Annotated in this window: 18 protein-coding genes; 12 read left to right on the top strand and 6 right to left on the bottom strand. The window is 39.9% G+C overall.

Going from position 1 to position 17,962, the window contains the following annotated elements; all coding sequences use genetic code 11:
• The 9 genes from rsxA to PE36_RS21945 all read left to right on the top strand — a co-directional run.
• A partial coding sequence (rsxA, locus tag PE36_RS21985; RefSeq protein ID WP_006034318.1) for an electron transport complex subunit RsxA occupies positions 1-470 on the top strand: 470 nt, incomplete at its 5' end.
• Positions 471-482: 12 nt separating this feature from the next.
• The gene (gene rsxB / locus PE36_RS21980) at positions 483-1,031 is read left to right on the top strand and encodes an electron transport complex subunit RsxB (protein ID WP_006034317.1); all 549 of its coding nucleotides are present in this window, start codon (positions 483-485) and stop codon (positions 1,029-1,031) included.
• Positions 1,032-1,036: 5 nt separating this feature from the next.
• Complete coding sequence (gene rsxC / locus PE36_RS21975) at positions 1,037-3,832, top strand: electron transport complex subunit RsxC (protein ID WP_006034316.1); 2,796 nt, start codon at positions 1,037-1,039, stop codon at positions 3,830-3,832.
• Position 3,833: 1 nt separating this feature from the next.
• The gene (rsxD, locus tag PE36_RS21970) at positions 3,834-4,883 is read left to right on the top strand and encodes an electron transport complex subunit RsxD (protein ID WP_006034315.1); all 1,050 of its coding nucleotides are present in this window, start codon (positions 3,834-3,836) and stop codon (positions 4,881-4,883) included.
• A 9-nt stretch (positions 4,884-4,892) separates the two neighbouring features.
• Positions 4,893-5,528 carry an electron transport complex subunit RsxG gene (gene rsxG / locus PE36_RS21965; protein WP_043994975.1) on the top strand — a complete coding sequence of 212 codons (636 nt, stop codon included), beginning with the start codon at positions 4,893-4,895 and terminating at the stop codon, positions 5,526-5,528.
• Positions 5,525-6,226, top strand: coding sequence for an electron transport complex subunit E (locus tag PE36_RS21960; RefSeq protein WP_006034313.1), 702 nt, complete (start codon positions 5,525-5,527; stop codon positions 6,224-6,226). The genes rsxG and PE36_RS21960 overlap by 4 nt, the downstream gene beginning before the upstream one ends.
• A 113-nt stretch (positions 6,227-6,339) precedes the next feature.
• Positions 6,340-6,981 (top strand): endonuclease III, encoded by a 642-nt coding sequence (nth, locus tag PE36_RS21955; protein WP_006034312.1) that lies wholly within the window; start codon positions 6,340-6,342, stop codon positions 6,979-6,981.
• A gap of 701 nt (positions 6,982-7,682) precedes the next feature.
• Positions 7,683-8,957 (top strand): magnesium transporter, encoded by a 1,275-nt coding sequence (locus PE36_RS21950; RefSeq protein ID WP_006034311.1) that lies wholly within the window; start codon positions 7,683-7,685, stop codon positions 8,955-8,957.
• A gap of 53 nt (positions 8,958-9,010) precedes the next feature.
• Positions 9,011-10,084: an FAD:protein FMN transferase gene (locus tag PE36_RS21945; protein ID WP_006034310.1), complete on the top strand. Its 1,074-nt coding sequence runs from the start codon at positions 9,011-9,013 to the stop codon at positions 10,082-10,084.
• A gap of 128 nt (positions 10,085-10,212) precedes the next feature.
• Here PE36_RS21945 and PE36_RS21940 read toward each other — a convergent pair whose 3' ends face one another.
• The 3 genes from PE36_RS21940 to PE36_RS21930 all read right to left on the bottom strand — a co-directional run bounded on the left by PE36_RS21940 (position 10,213) and on the right by PE36_RS21930 (position 12,745).
• Positions 10,213-10,779 carry a GPR1/FUN34/YaaH family transporter gene (locus tag PE36_RS21940; RefSeq protein WP_006034309.1) on the bottom strand — a complete coding sequence of 189 codons (567 nt, stop codon included), beginning with the start codon at positions 10,777-10,779 and terminating at the stop codon, positions 10,213-10,215.
• Between the two features lie 616 nt (positions 10,780-11,395).
• The gene (gene gloA / locus PE36_RS21935) at positions 11,396-11,836 is read right to left on the bottom strand and encodes a lactoylglutathione lyase (RefSeq protein WP_006034308.1); all 441 of its coding nucleotides are present in this window, start codon (positions 11,834-11,836) and stop codon (positions 11,396-11,398) included.
• A gap of 27 nt (positions 11,837-11,863) precedes the next feature.
• Complete coding sequence (locus tag PE36_RS21930; protein ID WP_006034307.1) at positions 11,864-12,745, bottom strand: OmpA family protein; 882 nt, start codon at positions 12,743-12,745, stop codon at positions 11,864-11,866.
• Positions 12,746-12,985: 240 nt separating this feature from the next.
• Between PE36_RS21930 and rnt the strand changes: the two genes are divergently transcribed.
• Positions 12,986-13,681: a ribonuclease T gene (gene rnt / locus PE36_RS21925; protein WP_006034306.1), complete on the top strand. Its 696-nt coding sequence runs from the start codon at positions 12,986-12,988 to the stop codon at positions 13,679-13,681.
• A gap of 104 nt (positions 13,682-13,785) precedes the next feature.
• On the opposite strand, the gene PE36_RS24810 is transcribed toward rnt, so the two are convergent.
• Positions 13,786-14,070 (bottom strand): hypothetical protein, encoded by a 285-nt coding sequence (locus PE36_RS24810; protein ID WP_232286627.1) that lies wholly within the window; start codon positions 14,068-14,070, stop codon positions 13,786-13,788.
• A 589-nt stretch (positions 14,071-14,659) separates the two neighbouring features.
• Here PE36_RS24810 and PE36_RS21915 point away from each other — a divergent pair.
• Positions 14,660-15,985 carry a Na+/H+ antiporter family protein gene (locus tag PE36_RS21915; protein ID WP_006034304.1) on the top strand — a complete coding sequence of 442 codons (1,326 nt, stop codon included), beginning with the start codon at positions 14,660-14,662 and terminating at the stop codon, positions 15,983-15,985.
• A gap of 120 nt (positions 15,986-16,105) precedes the next feature.
• On the opposite strand, the gene PE36_RS21910 is transcribed toward PE36_RS21915, so the two are convergent.
• On the bottom strand, positions 16,106-16,435 hold the full coding sequence (locus PE36_RS21910; protein ID WP_006034303.1) for a Grx4 family monothiol glutaredoxin: 330 nt from the start codon (positions 16,433-16,435) through the stop codon (positions 16,106-16,108).
• A gap of 327 nt (positions 16,436-16,762) precedes the next feature.
• Here PE36_RS21910 and PE36_RS21905 point away from each other — a divergent pair, with 327 nt between their 5' ends.
• Positions 16,763-17,347: a superoxide dismutase gene (locus PE36_RS21905; protein WP_006034302.1), complete on the top strand. Its 585-nt coding sequence runs from the start codon at positions 16,763-16,765 to the stop codon at positions 17,345-17,347.
• A 313-nt stretch (positions 17,348-17,660) separates the two neighbouring features.
• On the opposite strand, the gene PE36_RS21900 is transcribed toward PE36_RS21905, so the two are convergent.
• The coding region (locus PE36_RS21900; protein WP_006034301.1) for a toprim domain-containing protein at positions 17,661-17,962 on the bottom strand (302 nt) is incomplete at its 5' end.

Raw genomic sequence — 17,962 nt, 5'->3', positions numbered from 1 at the left:
CGATAGGCATGTCATTTGCGACAACGTTTGTTTTGACCATTGCGGCAATGTCTTCATACCTTGTTGAAACCTATATTTTAACGCCGCTCGGCTTAGAATACCTTCGAACGCTTAGTTTCATTTTGGTGATTGCTGTGGTTGTACAGTTTACTGAAATGGTCGTACATAAAACCAGCCCGACGCTTTATCGTTTGTTAGGTATTTTCTTGCCCCTTATCACAACTAACTGTGCGGTACTCGGTGTTGCTTTATTAAATATTAATGAAAAACATAACTTTATCGAAAGTGCTGTATATGGTTTTGGTGCGGCAGTTGGTTTCTCATTAGTACTAATCTTATTTGCTGCTATGCGCGAACGTATCGCCGCTGCAGATGTCCCGGCCCCTTTTAAGGGTACTTCAATCGCTATGATCACAGCAGGTCTTATGTCACTTGCGTTCATGGGTTTCACGGGCTTGGTTAAACTTTAACTATTGATAACTATGACTACTATTCTCATTGCAATTATTACCCTTGTTATTCTCGCCGCTTTGTTTGGGCTCGGGCTCGGCTGGGCTGCTATTCGTTTTAAAGTTGAAGGTAACCCTGTCGTTGAACAGATCGATGCCGAATTACCACAAACTCAATGTGGCCAGTGTGGTTACCCAGGCTGCAAGCCTTATGCAACAGCCGTGGCTAACGGTGAAGAAGTCAACTTATGTGTACCCGGTGGCGCAGATACCGTTGAAAAGCTTGCCGATATTATGGGTGTTGAAGTTAAACCAATCGCAGAACAGGAACATGATGCCAGCATTAAAATGGTTGCACGCATTATTGAAGAAGACTGCATTGGTTGCACTAAATGTATCCAAGCCTGCCCTGTTGACGCAATTGCAGGGGCGACACGTGCTATGCACACTGTGATTGTTGATTCCTGCACCGGTTGTAAGTTATGCGTTGCACCATGTCCTACCGATTGTATCGTGATGGAACCAGTACAAGCTGCCTGGAAATGGCAGTTAGATTCTATCCCAGTCGTCAATATTAAGTAGGTCACATGATGTCATTAATCGAACAAATCAAAAATGGTAAACTGTGGCGCTATCTTGGTGGTGTACACCCGAAAGAAAACAAAACTCAATCTACAAGTTTAGCGATCACCACTGCGAGTATTCCTAAACACCTTATTATTCCGGTTAAACAACATATTGGCCAAGGCGGTCAAATCATTGTTGCTTCAGGCGACCGTGTATTAAAGGGTCAGCCACTAACGGCATCTGACTCATTTATGGCCGTACCTATTCACGCGCCGACATCCGGCACGATTGAACACATAGCCCAATACCCAAGTACCCATCCATCTGCGACCCCAGAAATTGCTATTAAGCTTGTATGCGATCAAGAAGATCAAGCAATGCCAGCACAACCAGCGTTAGATTATAAACAGTTATCAACGTCTGAATTGCAGCAACACATTAGCCAAGCGGGTGTGGCTGGAATGGGCGGTGCTGGTTTTCCTACTGCCGTTAAACTCAACGATAGACAGCCAATTGAGTTTTTATTAATCAACGCCGCTGAATGTGAACCTTATATCACCTCTGATGATGTATTAATGCGTGAACGTGCTGACGATATTATTCAGGGTATTGAGATATTGCGTCACATGATCAAACCTGCACTGTGTGTTATTGGTATTGAAGATAATAAACCCGATGCCGCACAAGCGTTAGAAACTGCGATTAACAAAATCAACCTCAGCAATGATATTATTGTACGCAAAGTACCGACAAAATACCCGAACGGCGGTGAAAAACAGTTAATTCAAATGTTAACAGGTAAAGAGATAAGTAAAGGTCAAATCCCTGCGCAATCTGGTATCGTGATGCAAAACGTGGGTACTGTCTATGCGGTTAAACAAGCGATTATTGATCGCCAACCACTATTAAGTCGTATCGTGACTTTAACCGGTAAAGCATTTCCACAACCGCGTAATGTACAGGCGTTAATAGGGACACCAATCAGTGCATTGTTAAGTGAATTTCACTGTGATGAAACTAAAGCGGCAGCAATAATTTATGGCGGTCCGATGATGGGCTTTACCTTGCCCCATACGCAGTTTTCATTAACTAAAACCGGTAACTGCATTTTAACACCAGTCAAAGATGAAATTCCGCAAGTAAGAGAAGCCGATGCTTGTATTCGTTGTGGTGAATGTTCTGAAGTCTGCCCCGTCGATTTATTACCACAGCAGTTACATTGGTATAGCCAAGCTAAAGATGTAAAAAAACTGAACGATTACAATTTGATGGACTGTATTGAATGTGGCGCATGTAGTTATGTTTGTCCCAGCCAAATACCGCTGGTGCATCAATACCGTATTGCCAAAGTTGAAGTCCGTGCAAATGATGCCGAACTTGCCGCTGCTGCGATCGCTAAAGAACGTTTTGAAAAACGTAATGAACGCTTAGCATTAGAAAAAGCGCAACGTGAACAGCGTCAAAAAGAAGCAGCAGAAAAACGCCGTGCCACAGCAAAAGCAACAACGGGTGAAGACCCAGTGAAAGCGGCAATGGATCGAATCAAAAAAGCGAAAGCTGCTGAACAAACGCCAGCTAATGGTCAAGCAAGCAAAGGTTCAGCGGTTGCTGACGCTATTGCTCGCGCGAAAGCCAAGAAAGCGGCTGCCGCATCTACTGATACTGCGGTTCCAGATACTCTTTTGCCAAATAATGCCGCTGTCATTGCTGAACGTAAAGCGAGAAAAGCAGCGGCAAAAACCAAACGCGAAGCCGAAGGTTCAGAACAAGTACAAACAACAACGAGTCCAGCTATCGAAGCGAAAAAAGCCGCAGTGGCCGAGGCTATTGCTCGCGCTAAAGCCAAGAAAGCGGCCACACAGTCAGGCGAAAATGCAACTGACACACCAGCGCCTGCTGTTGATGCCAAGAATGCCGCTGTAGCTGCTGCAATCGCCCGTGCTAAAGCCAAAAAGGCTGCCGCACAATCAGGCGAAACAGCAACTGACACACCAACGCCAGCTGTCGATGTGAAGAAAGCCGCTGTAGCGGCTGCCATCGCCCGTGCTAAAGCCAAAAAGATTGCCGCAAAATTATCTCAAAGTGAAGCAACGGAATCGACAACAGAACCACCTGCGCCTGCCGTCGATGCTAAGAAAGCGGCTATTGCTGCTGCCATAGCCCGTGCTAAAGCCAAAAAGGCTGCCGCGCTATCATCCCAAACTGAAGCGGCTGTAACAGGTGAATCGACAATTGATACACCAGCGCCTACTGTTGATGCCAAGAAAGCCGCCGTTGCGGCTGCCATCGCCCGCGCTAAAGCCAAAAAGGCTGCCGCACAATCATCTCAAACTGAAACTGCGGAAGAGACAACAGAACCACCTGCGCCTGCAGTCGATGCTAAGAAAGCGGCTATTGCTGCTGCCATAGCCCGTGCTAAAGCCAAAAAGGCTGCCGCACAATCACAAAGTGAAGCAACGGAATCGACAACAGAATCACCTGCGCCTGTCGTCGATGCCAAAAAAGCAGCTATCGCGGCGGCCGTAGCTCGTGCTAAAGCCAAAAAGGCTGCCGCACAGCCACCTCAAAGTGAAGCAACGGAATCGACAACAGAATCACCTGCGCCTGTCGTCGATGCCAAGAAAGCGGCTATCGCTGCTGCTGTTGCCCGTGCTAAAGCAAAGAAAGCGGCAACTAAAGAAACACCGTCAACACAAAACGACACAATTGAAATAGCAGACTCAGCGGCCCCTGCCGTCGATAACAAAAAAGCAGCTATTGCCGCAGTAATAGCAAAAGCGAAAGCAAAAAAACTAGCCCAACTTGGTGACAAATAACATGGCATTTAGATTAGCAAGCTCTCCCCATAATCACAGTGGTAGCAGCACCAGTAACCTGATGCGTACCGTTATTTTAGCGACAATCCCAGGCATTGCCGCACAATGGTATTTTTTTGGTGCCGGTAACCTCATCCATATTGTTTTAGCTTGTCTAGCTGCAATTATTACTGAAGCAGTATTTCTTAAGGTACGTAAACAACCAATACTCAATCGTGTAAAAGATAACAGCGCATTATTAACAGGCTTGCTGATCGGTATTTCAATACCCGGCTTTGCACCGTGGTGGATCAGTGTCATGGGTGCAGTGTTTGCGATTGGTATTGCAAAGCAGCTTTATGGAGGCTTAGGTCAAAACATCTTTAATCCTGCTATGGTTGCTTATGTGATGTTGCTGGTGTCATTCCCACTGCAAATGACCACTTGGCCACCAGTAAGTGAAATAACGGGTTATGAATTATCATTATGGGATGTCTTTAATGTTATTTTTGCAGGCGTTACCTTAGACGGTCATACCGCACATCAGTTGATGCAAAATATTGACGGTATCACGATGGCAACCCCCCTTGATACCTTAAAGACGGGTCTGGCGATGGGTCATACGGTTAGCGAGATACAAACCAAAGAACAATTCAGTTGGTTATCAGGTTTAGGCTGGGAATGGATTAATTTAGCCTTCCTCGCTGGCGGTGTTTATTTACTCAGTAAGCGTGCGATCCTGTGGTATATACCAGTCGGCTTATTAGGTGGGTTATTTGTAATTAGTTTCATTGGTTTCCTATGGGATCCTGATTCTGTAGGCTCGCCAATCTTCCACCTGTTCTCTGGTGCAACCATGTTAGGCGCATTTTTTATTGCCACCGACCCGGTATCAGCATCAACAACACCAAAAGGTCGACTCATCTTCGGCGCATTAATTGGTGTATTAGTTTATGCCATTCGAACTTGGGGCGGTTATCCTGATGCCATGGCGTTTGCTGTATTACTCGCTAACATGTGTGTACCGTTAATAGATTATTACACTCAACCCCGTGTTTACGGTCATAAATAGGAGATCACCATGTTCGTATCAATGAAAAAAAATGGTGTAATACTCGCCTTATTTGCCCTTGCTTGTACCTCTGTCGTTGCGATCACAAATGCGGTAACGAAGGACCGTATTGTAGAACAAGAGCAAATCCAATTACTGAAAATTATTAATCAATTATTACCTGAAGATGGTCATGACAATAATATTTTCCAAAGCTGTAAATTAATGACCAATGAAGCGTTGCTTGGTACATCAGAGCCACAACGTATTTTCACTGCAACCAAGAATAATGAACCTATTGGTTACGCCATTGAAGGCATTGCACCAAAAGGCTATAGCGGTAATATTAAACTTGTTGTTGGTATTGATACCGTAGGTAAAGTAACAGGCGTACGTATTCTGGGCCACAATGAAACACCTGGTTTGGGTGACAAAGTAGAATACCGCAAGTCTAACTGGTTAGATGACTTTGTTGACCAGACACTCACAGAAGAGAATGCACACACTTGGGCCGTGACTAAAGATGGCGGTGATTTTGATTCCTTTACCGGTGCGACAATCACCCCACGAGCAGTGGTAAGCTCAGTGAAAGATATCCTCACTTTTTATCAGTCAGCGCAATTTTCAGACTTAACAAGCGCGCCTTCTTGTTGGAGTAAATCATGAGCCAATATCGCGATATAATCTATCAAGGGTTATGGAAAAATAACCCCGGTTTAGTACAAGTATTAGGCCTTTGTCCCCTACTTGCTGTAACAGCAACCGTCACCAATGCGATGGGGTTGGGCTTCGCAACCTTGTTAGTACTTGTTGCATCGAATACGACAATATCTCTGATACGTGAATACGTACCGAAAGAGATCCGTATTCCTATTTTCGTCATGATCATTGCGTCATTTGTAACCACAGTACAATTACTTATGAATGCCTACGTTTATGAACTATATCAATCGCTTGGTATTTTCATTCCGCTGATCGTAACCAACTGTATTATTATTGGTCGTGCTGAAGCATTTGCATCCCGTAACAAAGTCTTACCCTCTGCGGCTGATGGTTTGTTTATGGGTCTGGGTTTTGCCAGCGTATTAATTGTATTAGGCGCCATTCGTGAAGTCTTAGGTCAAGGTACACTCTTTGACGGCATGGATTTACTGTTAGGTGACTGGGCAAGTATATTACGTATTGAAGTGTTTCATGCGGATACTAACTTCTTGTTAGCTATCCTAGCACCGGGGGCATTCATCGGTATGGGCTTTTTAATTGCCATGAAACATGCCATTGATGAACAGCTAGATAAACGCCGTAAAGCACAGCCGGTCAGTATATCTGAGCCTGTCACAGATACTGAATCAACACCAAATTAATAGTAAACAACTTAAGCCATGCTGATTTACAATCATCAGTATGGCTTAATACCAATGACATTAAACTAGTTATTACTGCTTATTGTGGTTGGTATCATATACAGGATCAAGATATGAACAAGGATAAACGCCGCATTATTTTAGAGCGTCTGCGTGATAACAATCCCCACCCTGAAACTGAGCTAAACTTCTCTTCAGCATTTGAATTACTCGTGGCGGTGACGCTCTCAGCTCAAGCGACTGATGTGAGTGTGAATAAAGCGACTGATAAACTTTTTCCTGTTGCGAATACACCACAGGCTATCTTTGATTTAGGTGTTGAAGGTCTAAAAACCTATATCAAAACTATTGGTTTATACAACACCAAAGCCAGCAACGTCATTAAAGCCTGTCAGATATTAATAGAGAAACATAATAGTATTGTGCCCGAGGATCTGGATGCGTTAGTGGAACTGCCAGGTGTAGGTAGAAAGACCGCAAATGTGGTATTAAACACTGCATTTGGTTGGCCGACAATCGCTGTTGATACCCATATCTTCCGCGTTTCAAACCGCACTAAATTAGCCATGGGTAAAAACGTTGATCAAGTAGAAGCAAAACTACTGAAAGTGGTTCCTGCCGAATTTAAAGTTGATGTGCACCACTGGCTCATTTTACTCGGTCGCTATACCTGCATCGCCCGTAAACCACGTTGTGGTTCTTGTCTGATTGAGGATCTGTGTGAATATAAAGACAAAATATACCCTGAAGAGTAGCGACTCGCAAGATTGATTCTATGGCGCAGCCTTACCTGTAAGACCATTCATAAAATTAGTAATAAATACAAAATCCATGAAATATTTAACCTAAACGATTAAATATAAAGACTAATGATATTTAATGTAAAGTATACCGTTTCAACATTGACTTTAAATATCATTAAACTTACAATCCGCTCGAATTAACCAAGCAAAGGAAATAATATGGAAAGCGATCATTGTAGGAGAGCCTATATATAGATGTTGGATTACTAAATTATAAAATACCCCTCCCTCTATTTATACCTCTCTCATTATATAAAACGTCCATAATCTGAAATACCCATCATTATTAGACGTATTCAACTCATTATCAATAATTCTTAGTTACGATTACTTCATCGTTATCGTAAGTGTTAATAAATATTATATTTAATTATCGACTGTGTTACACATTGACTGTATGTAATAACCAATGATTATTGCTAATTTACTACATCCATAAAATAAAGTAAGTCATTGATAAATAGGGAAATACATGGAAATTGACATTCCTCCTAGTCTACTACCATCCCAGAAAATCGATGTGTAGTGGTATGTGAATTTATATTTTAATACTTTTTATTAATACCTAAATAAAGTCACAATAAATAATATCCCGCCATCGCTGTTATTAACATTATACAAATATTTAATCCTATTATATTGGAGGACTAATCATGTCCAATAATACAGCGTTTATAAACTATGAAAAAAAATTAATATTAAACAATGACATTAATAATTCTTTTGAATTATGGAGTGATGAAACGAAAAGTAAATTAATTATGTTTTTCACCAATAATTCAATCGAAGAACTACGTCATTGGTTTAGTAAAAAAACATTAAATCAATATTATCAAATCCAAAAGTTATCGTTAGAGTGCACTGATTTAAATTTAACAGCTCTATTACCCGCTTGGTTACTTGCCGATATTGAGATCTTAGGGAATGTCGATAGTCCAGTATTTTCTGTTATGTCGCCAGCCCACCCTCTGCTGCTAAATTCTAATATGTCAGTTGCAGAAGCAATAAACCACGTTAAATCAATGAAAAAAGATCTTCATTCTAAAGTAGCAATAATTGTTGACCAGCATGGACGTTATTATGCTTTATTGGAATTACAAATGCTGCTCCAGCATGATGAGGATGTCTTATTGGCTGATATTGCATTGCAAGTTGAACCTTGCCATGTTGGCGAAGATCAAGAGTATGCAGTCACCCAATTACAAATGAGCAATACAGAATATTTACCCATTGTGGATATACGCGGCCATCCAGTTGGCTTGTTTCAATGGCAACAAGCCTCTCGAATAATGCAGCTTGAGTTAACGGAAGATGTAAATTTACAGATGGGTATTCAGAGTAGTCTAGACGAACTAAGTTATCTTGATATGTCGGTAATAGATCATGTGCGTAAACGGATATTTTGGGTGTTGGGTTTGGCTGCAGTCGGGATTTTATCTGGCATGATTATTCAGAGTTATGACGATGCGATAGCGGCATTAACAATACTCGCTTTGTACATGCTTATGATTGCAGACACTGGTGGCAATGCAGGAAGTCAATCTGCCACTGTGATTGTACGTTCCTTAGCATTAGGGGAACTGAAAGTTAAAAACTGGCTCACGGTTGTCTGGAAAGAATTAAAAATAGCGAGTTTAATCGGTTTAACGTTGGCAGTCGCTTCATTTATAAAGGTCGAATTTTTATCTAGTGGCACCGAATTACCGGGTAATATAACGTTGACGTTACTAGGTTCGGCTATTGCATTAGCATTGTTTCTACAAGTACTTACTGCGACAGTTATTGGTGCGATTTTACCTTTAATTGCTAAATCATGTCGATTAGATCCAGCCGTTGTAGCAAGTCCTGCTATTACTACCTTTGTTGATATTACTGGGTTACTGATTTATTTCTATATCACCACGACATTACTTGGTATTGGTGCTTAATCATCTCTATTTAATAGTAAAAGTAATCGCAAAATTATAATGAAGGGATATAAATGTTAAATTTTAAAGCTATATATGCAATGGGACCGTATTTACGAATTGTGCACCTTAAATTAGGGCTTCAGTTGTTAGCGGTTATTATTGTTAGTACATCCATACTAGGCTGTTCAGAACCTAAGTTGACTAATAGTGCTTTTAACGGTCAGACAATGGGAACATTTTATGACATCAAAGTGGCTCACTTTCCATTAACTAAAAGTGAGCAGTCCGCTATTCATGCTGAGATTGAGCGACGCTTAGAGCTCGTCAATGATCAGATGTCGACTTATCGCTCACACTCCGAGCTATCACGCTTTAATTTAAGTCCTGCCGTTAATGATTTTCCTGTATCAGAAGATACCGCGAGGGTGGTTGCCGAGTCTATTCGAATACATGAGATAACATCAGGTGCATTCAATGTCACACTTGGCCCACTGGTTAACTTATGGGGGTTTGGTCCTGATCATTTACCACAAGAAAAACCAACTGTTGGGATGATTAAAGCAGCACTATCACGTGTTGGTATTGAACACCTTAGTCATACGAAGAATACTTTAAGTAAAAATATTGATATGCTTTATGTTGATTTATCTGGCATAGCTAAAGGATATGGAGCAGATGTAATCGCAGAATATTTAGAGTCTTTAGGTATTAAAAATTATATTGTTGGCCTTGGTGGCGATTTACGAGCAAAAGGAATAAATGCGAATAATGTAAGTTGGCAAATTGCGATAGAAAAACCGTCGACAACAGAACATTCAGTACAGCATGTGGTTGCCGTTGGTAATAATGCCATTGTTACATCAGGTAGCTACCGTAATTACTATGATCTTAATGATGAACGTTTTTCTCATACTATAGATCCAATCACAGGAAAACCAGCACAACATAACTTGGTTTCAGTGACTGTTATTCATTCTTCAGCGATGACTGCAGATGGTTTTGCAACTGCATTTATGGCGATGGGAGAAGTACAAGGGATGACATTGGCAAGGCAGAAAAAGTTAGCTGTGTACATGATTTATAAGTCGGGTGACGATTTTAAAGAAGTGTACACGGAGACCTTTTCACCATTCTTTCAGAAGTAATTAGAATTAATTAAAAGCGCACGATATTGGCTATCAAAAAGGCGCGCTCAAATAATTGAACGCGCCTTTATCGTATTTACTGCTTTATTATTTTAAAAAATAAGCTTACTTAAAAACGATCTTAGTTATTATTTAAAAACAGGTTTACCAACTGGTAGAATTTCACGACCATATTCGCCGTTCAGTACTTGCGCCATACTGAAGTACATTGCACTTAGGCCACAGAAAATACCAACATAACCAGCGATCACACCAATCACTGCACTACCGCTAAAGTCACGAGCAGCTAAAAGGAAAAATAATGCGGTTAGAGAAGCAAATACGATTTGTTTTGCACGCGGATAACGTAAAGAACCAATAAACAAACCTGCAGTAAATAAGCCCCACAACAATAAATACCAGCCCATAAAGCCAGCAGGACTCGCTGCCACACCCATTTTAGGCATTAAGATCAGACCAACTAATGTTAACCAGAAAAAACCATAAGAAATAAACGCTGTTGTTCCAAATGTATCTCCACGTTTATAACATAAGATCCCAGCGATAATTTGGCTAATACCACCGTAAAAAATACCCATTGCAAGTATCATTGAATCCATTGGGAAAAAACCCGCATTATGGATATTTAATAAAACGGTAGTCATACCGAAGCCCATTAGGCCTAACGGTGCTGGATTAGCTAATTGTGTCGACATTAATATAAAACCTGTGGAATATAAAGAAGCGGCGATTGTAGATTAATAGTTCTAACAGAGCAATTGGATGCAGTTTAAAATATCGCCAAAATAACATAACCCACTATTTAACGAATGTTAAAACATTAAATAGCACGGATTAAATCGTTCATTAATGATTTATAAAAAACAACAGGACACAGCAACCAGCCACACTCAACCATCTGTTATATAACGACTTTAATCCGACCTGGTTGTTTTCAATTAATATTGAAGTGTTGACTAAATTAAGCTGTAAAAATAAATTTAAAAAAGTTATATTTTATTTTTACAGTTATTACCTTTAAATATAATGAATTGTAATTATATATTTATAGGTTATATAAAATGTGTTCTTATATATTAAATAGCTAGGATCGTTAATTAATATAACTTTATCTTATATTGATTAAATAGGGAGAGTAATTGAATAACGAGGTTATTTATTGGATGCTTGATACGCTTTACTGGTTAATAACTTGATTGGTTTTGTTGATATGTGTGATTTATTATTTTGAAATAGAGACGAATAAATCACACTGAATAATAAATGATTACAACTTAGCAATTACTTGATTAATTCGCTGTAACCTCAAAATTACCACTCACCAATATTTTGCATCGATGCCCAAGGTTCTTGAGGTATTAATTTGTCGCCTTTTTGTAATAACTCGATAGAAATGCCGTCCGGTGAACGAATAAATGCCATATAGCCATCACGTGGGGGACGATTTATAATAACGCCTGCAGCCTGTAAATTTGCGCATGTTACATAAATGTCTTCAACTTCATAAGCAAGATGACCGAAATTACGACCACCTTCATATTCTTCTTCATCCCAGTTATAAGTAAGCTCAAGCGTTGGACGAGAAGTCTGTTTCGCTTGTTCGGCATCGCCTGGCGCAGCTAAAAAGATGAGAGAAAAGCGTGCAGCTTCATAATCATTACGTTTAACTTCGATTAAACCAAGTTTATTACAGTAAAAATCTAAAGATGTTTCTAAATTTTTAACACGAACCATAGTATGTAAAAATTGCATAACACGTCCTAGTACAACTGAGTGATATTAAAGAATGGGTTGTCCTAATGATATCACAACGCGTTGATTTTTTTGTCGTTCAATAATATTACCATTTGACGCTATTTGGCTTTTTTCACCATAACCATTGGTTTGGATTTCTAGGTTTTTAAGGCCATTGTCTAAAAAATATTGCTTAATATTCTCGGCACGTAGCGAGGATGTTTGTAAGTTTTGTAACTCGTCGCCATAACTACCCGTATAACTATCCACAACCACAACATTAATATCAGGGCTATATTGTAAGAATTCGGTAATCATCGCTAGCCGTAGCTGACTCTGCTGTGTTAATTCATCACTTGCAGCATTAAAATCAAGTACTGAATAAGCAATATCATCCAAGCTGTATGGGAGTAAATTACTGACACACTCTAAGAATTCTTGATATTTATTTTGAAAGTTAACTGAAGATAGCCCAACGCTAATAAATTCACCGCCGCGATACCAGTCTCGAAAATAAAATGTTGGATAATCACCCGAATCTAACGAGTCAAGCATACGCCAAGCGGGTTGCTCACTCACATAACCCGAAAATTGGCGATATAATTTTACATCAGCAAGATCTTTCGCTGCACTGCCCGGCTTCCAGTTTGGCGGTACCGAACGTAACGACGCCATTTCAGCTTGTGCAGGCAAACGTTTCATGTCTAATTCAAAATCAAGATTGATGAGCTTGGATGCGCGACTAGTAAAGATGGCTTGACCGTAACGAGGAATATCATGCTTCAGACTGCATTGCACAGGCGTAGAACGACTATTTTCCCATTGAGAAAATTCATAATTAGCGGCATAGTTTTTCATGCCAGCTGAAGCACTCGTTGAACCGAAAGCAACAAGTGAAGCAATTATAAAATGTTGGCAGTTATTCATACGGTTCAAAATCCTGTTTCTTCGGAGCCTATATTAACTTATCGGTATTGAATTAAATAACTTGAGGCCCTTTTCTAAAAAAGTTTAAACATATCTCAAAATACCGAAGATAGTAAAAGCCCCTAAATGTCATTTCCTGTTGATTATGCCGACAACTAACAATAAATTCGCAAAGTTGATTAGAGGACATGCGATTATTATGGCATAATCCCAGACAAGTCAACACTAATAAATGATCACATGAGCACAACTGAAAAATCAGCTTTTAGCCAACGATTCCGTGGCTACTTCCCTGTTGTTATCGATATTGAAACAGCAGGATTTAATGCACAAACAGATGCTATGTTAGAGATCGCTGCTTCTATTCTTGAAATGGATGAAGATGGTTATCTTAAAATATCGCATACTTTACACTTTAACGTTGAGCCATTTGAAGGGGCAAATTTAGAACAAGCGGCCTTAGACTTTACCGGTATCGACCCGACCAATCCACTACGTGGTGCAGTACCTGAACGCGAAGCGATCACCGAGATCTATAAAGCTGTTCGTAAAGGCTTGAAGGATACAGGTTGTCACCGTGCAATCATGGTGGCACACAATGCGGCTTTCGATCACGCTTTTTTAAGTGCCGCATCGAATCGAGAAAAGATTAAACGTAATCCTTTCCACCCTTTTGCTACATTTGATACCACCACACTGGCGGGTTTAGCGGTTGGTCAAACCGTTCTTGCTAAAGCATGTGTGGCTGCTGGTATTCCTTTTGATCATAAACAGGCGCATTCAGCTAAATATGATACAGAGCAAACCGCAGAACTATTTTGTTACATCGTAAACAAATGGAAAGACATGGGCGGCTGGCCACTGGCAGTCCCTGAAGAAGAAGATGATGATGCAACAGTTGTAAGTGACAGTGCATCAAGTACTGATACTGAATAAGTAATTAGGCCCCTGCGTAATGAACAATATGGATGCAATAACTCTCGAGTTAAGCACTCAGTTCTGACGCGTAAAGGGGCAAAATCTCTATGTTCATTTTAATACTAGAACTTCCCTTCAATTCCGATGATTGTCGTATCGGTTTCACTTTCATAATGAAAATGTAGCACTGTCGCACCGTAAGTTATGCCAGCAAAACAACCTAAAAAATTGGCCGCCATATCATTTTTACTGAATTCATTACCCTCTTTTCCGGCATCATAAGTTTCCTTTAGTGCACCAACGGATAAGCCAACTAACATGGTTTGCCACCAACTTTCTGTATACATCATAGTGGTACCGCAAATAACCGTCTCCGCAATAAAATGCTGCTGTTTATCATTTTCCACACTCTCGGCTCGCGCCGATAAAGAAAAGCACATAATTAAAAATAAGAGTACATATCGACGTAGGCTCGACATCGATGTAGGCCATAAATAATCTTCAATATAGGTAGGGAAATAAGTCTTACAGTATGTTTTGAATACATTACTACTTATTATTACTTTAGCTAAATGGATCATGAGTTTTTAAGCGCCATAACAAATCTAGCAATGGAACCTAAATAAACTTAACGCTCACTCGAGCCTTTTCACAATATAAACCTGATAACGATAGATTTACATTATAACTAACACTGTATTTAAAAAGGTTTAAATGCTAAATTTAATTAATATAAAGCATCCGTGCGCCACGTAATCACTATAGAGCGGTACAAAACTCCAAGCAGATAACACAATGCTAGCAGTCAAAATCCAGTTCGCAACAAATACCCCCATACAAAAATTAGCCTTCGTTGGTTAAAATGATTAACACTAAACTGCAACATTCACTAAACCTGCATAATTACCCATAAATAGACTTAAAATTCACTTATCTTATTCTTCATAGTTTTATATACTACAACTAATGAAATTATTAACATTGGAAAGTAGATAAATGAATCCCGTAGTTATCGCAGTGCTAGCTATGTTAATCCTCAGTTTTATGCGGATTAATGTTGTTGTAGCACTCACAATTAGTGCCTTTTTAGGTGGTTTAATTGGTGGTTTACCTTTAGAAGAAGTTATTTCGGCGTTTAACTCAGGTTTAGGTGGTGGTGCGTCAATTGCATTAAACTATGCCATGTTAGGTGCATTTGCAGTTGCCATATCTAAGTCAGGTATTACTGACCTATTAGCTAAAAAAATCGTGAGTCGTTTAGGTAAAGGGGATTCTCAGCGCCAAATTAACCGCTTTAAATATGGTTTACTATTCACCTTATTATTAGTTGCTATCTCATCACAGAACGTTATTCCTGTTCATATCGCTTTCATTCCTTTACTTATTCCACCACTACTTGGTGTAATGAATAAATTAAAACTAGATCGCCGTGCAGTTGCTTGTGTGATCACGTTTGGTTTAACTGCGACCTATATGTTCTTACCGATTGGCTTCGGTGGTATCTTCTTAAACAATATTTTGCTTAAGAATCTAAATGATAATGGCGCAAATGTTGTTGCTGAGCAGTTACCAACAGCAATGGCACTACCTGTGTTAGGCATGGTAATTGGTTTAATTATTGCAGTGACATTTAGCTACCGTAAACCACGTGAATATTTTTCTGAAAGCGAATTAACTGCTAAAGAAGACAAACCAGTTGAGTTTAACCCTCGCCACATCATTGTGGCTATGGTAGCAATTGTCGCAGCGTTAGGCCTGCAGTTAACTTATGATTCAATCATTCTTGGTGCACTAACAGGTTTCATTATCTTTACGCTAGGTGGCGTGATCAAGTTCCACGAAACACAAGATATGTTTACCCGCGGTGTACATATGATGGCAATGATTGGTTTCATTATGATCGCAGCATCCGGTTTTGCTGAAGTAATGAAAGCAACCAGCGGTGTTGACTCATTGGTTAATTCGATTGGCGGTGTCATTGGTGACAATAAAGGTCTGGCTGCATTGCTAATGCTAGTGACAGGTTTATTAGTAACGATGGGGATTGGCTCGTCTTTCTCTACGATCCCAATTCTAGCAACTATCTATGTACCGCTTGCTTTGCAGTTTGGTTTCTCACCACTTGCAACTGCATCACTTGTTGGTACCGCGGCAGCGCTTGGTGATGCCGGTTCACCCGCATCAGACTCCACGTTAGGTCCAACGTCTGGTCTAAATGTTGATGGTCAACACGATCACATTCGTGACTCAGTAATTCCGACATTCATCCATTATAACATCCCACTTCTTATCTTTGGTTGGATAGCAGCCGTTACGCTGTAACAAGCTAAAATACGCGTATTAAAAAGGGAAGCAATTGCTTCCCTTTTTCGTATTCTGATTATGGTTATAAGCGATTAATAACGCTTATAACCATAACTAACACTTAACAACGATTAACAGTTACTCAGCTTTCGCTTTTTCAGCAGCGGCAGCGATTAGAGGCTGTAGTTCACCTTGTTGGAACATTTCCATGATGATATCACAACCGCCAACTAGCTCGCCGTCAACCCATAGTTGTGGGAATGTAGGCCAGTTTGCGTATTTAGGTAGCTCAGCACGAATGTCTGGATTTTGTAGAATATCAACGTAAGCAAATTGCTCACCACAATTGATTACTGCTTGTGATGCTTGTGAAGAAAAACCACAGCTAGGTAGTTTTGGAGATCCTTTCATGTATAGGATAATTGAGTTCTCAGCAAGTTGCTGTTTGATTTTATCTAAAGTTTCCATTGTGTCCTCACAAATCTTAGCGTTTACATCTATCGTAGTTATAATTATTTAAACTCTAACCATAGAATGCATTTTATAAATATAAATTTAGCAGCCATTTTATGCTAATTATAGCTTGGTTAACACCGTTATTTTGTAGGGTTATTTTGTTTTATATTTAGTCTAATTGTTAAAAAATGAATTCTCTCGTTACAATTTATTAATTGAACAATACAATTGCAGTCAAATACTTGAATATATTCAACGCTAGCGTTAGTATTCCCCCCATAATTAAATCAATAATGAGCAATGGATAGCTTTTAGCTATCAATAAATAAGGAAATACCTATGAGTATTACACTACCAGCTTTACCGTACGCACAAGATGCACTTGAACCACATATCTCTGCTGAGACTCTTTCTTTCCATTACGGCAAACACCACAATACTTACGTGGTTAAGCTTAACGGTCTAATCGAAGGTACACCTTTTGCTGAAAAAACGTTAGAAGAAATTGTCAAATCTTCTGCAGGTCCGATGTTCAATAACGCTGCACAAGTATGGAACCACACGTTCTACTGGAACAGCCTTACTCCAAATGCAAAAGGCCAACCAGAAGGCGCTTTAGCTGACGCTATCAACGCTAAATTCGGTTCTTTCGAAGCATTCCAAGAAGCATTCAACGACAAAGCAGTAAACAACTTCGGTTCAAGCTGGACTTGGTTAGTTAAAAACGCTGAAGGCGAATTAGAAATCGTTAACACTTCTAACGCTGGCACGCCTATCACTGAAGCTGGTGTTACGCCACTAATCACAGTTGATCTGTGGGAACACGCTTACTACATTGATTACCGTAACCTACGTCCTAGCTACCTTAAAGGTTTCTGGGCATTAGCTAACTGGGATTTCGCTGCCGCTAACTTCGCAGCTTAATTAACCTGTTAGTTTTAGGTTAGTCTTGACCTGATCTTAGGTTAAAAAAGAATAAAAAACCGATAGTGCAAGCTATCGGTTTTTTTTTATTGAGCTAGTATTACTAATACTAAATTGTTATGCTCCATCTCATTAGATTAATGACAAGGATGTTATTACTTATTTTTCAAGACCGAGGTCGTTATGAATTTTAGTAGTACATTTAAAGCAATATTGACATTATCTATCCCAACAACATTAATGTTTACAGTCCTCTACTTATCAATCAACTAAGCTCTCTGCTTATCCATCGACTAAGTGAATCCTTTGATAATTAGTTAATTAGTTGTCTACCAAGTAATGAATGGGACAGGGTCGTTCCATCTACATACTCTAATTCACCACCCACAGGTACACCATGCGCAATACGGCTTGCTTTCACGCCATATTCTTGTGCTATCTCAGCAATATAATACGCAGTAGCCTCACCTTCCACGGTTGGATTGGTCGCCAGAATAAGCTCTTCATAATCACCTGATGCTAATAATTCAGCCAGTTTATCTAAACCAATTTCATCCGGCCCAATACCATCTAATGGCGATAAGTGACCCATCAATACAAAGTATTGACCACTAA

The sequence above is a fragment of the Moritella sp. PE36 genome (genome assembly GCF_000170855.1).
GTDB lineage: Bacteria > Pseudomonadota > Gammaproteobacteria > Enterobacterales > Moritellaceae > Moritella.
Note: the sequence above shows the minus strand (reverse complement) of the source record. Positions and strands in the feature narration are given on the sequence as shown.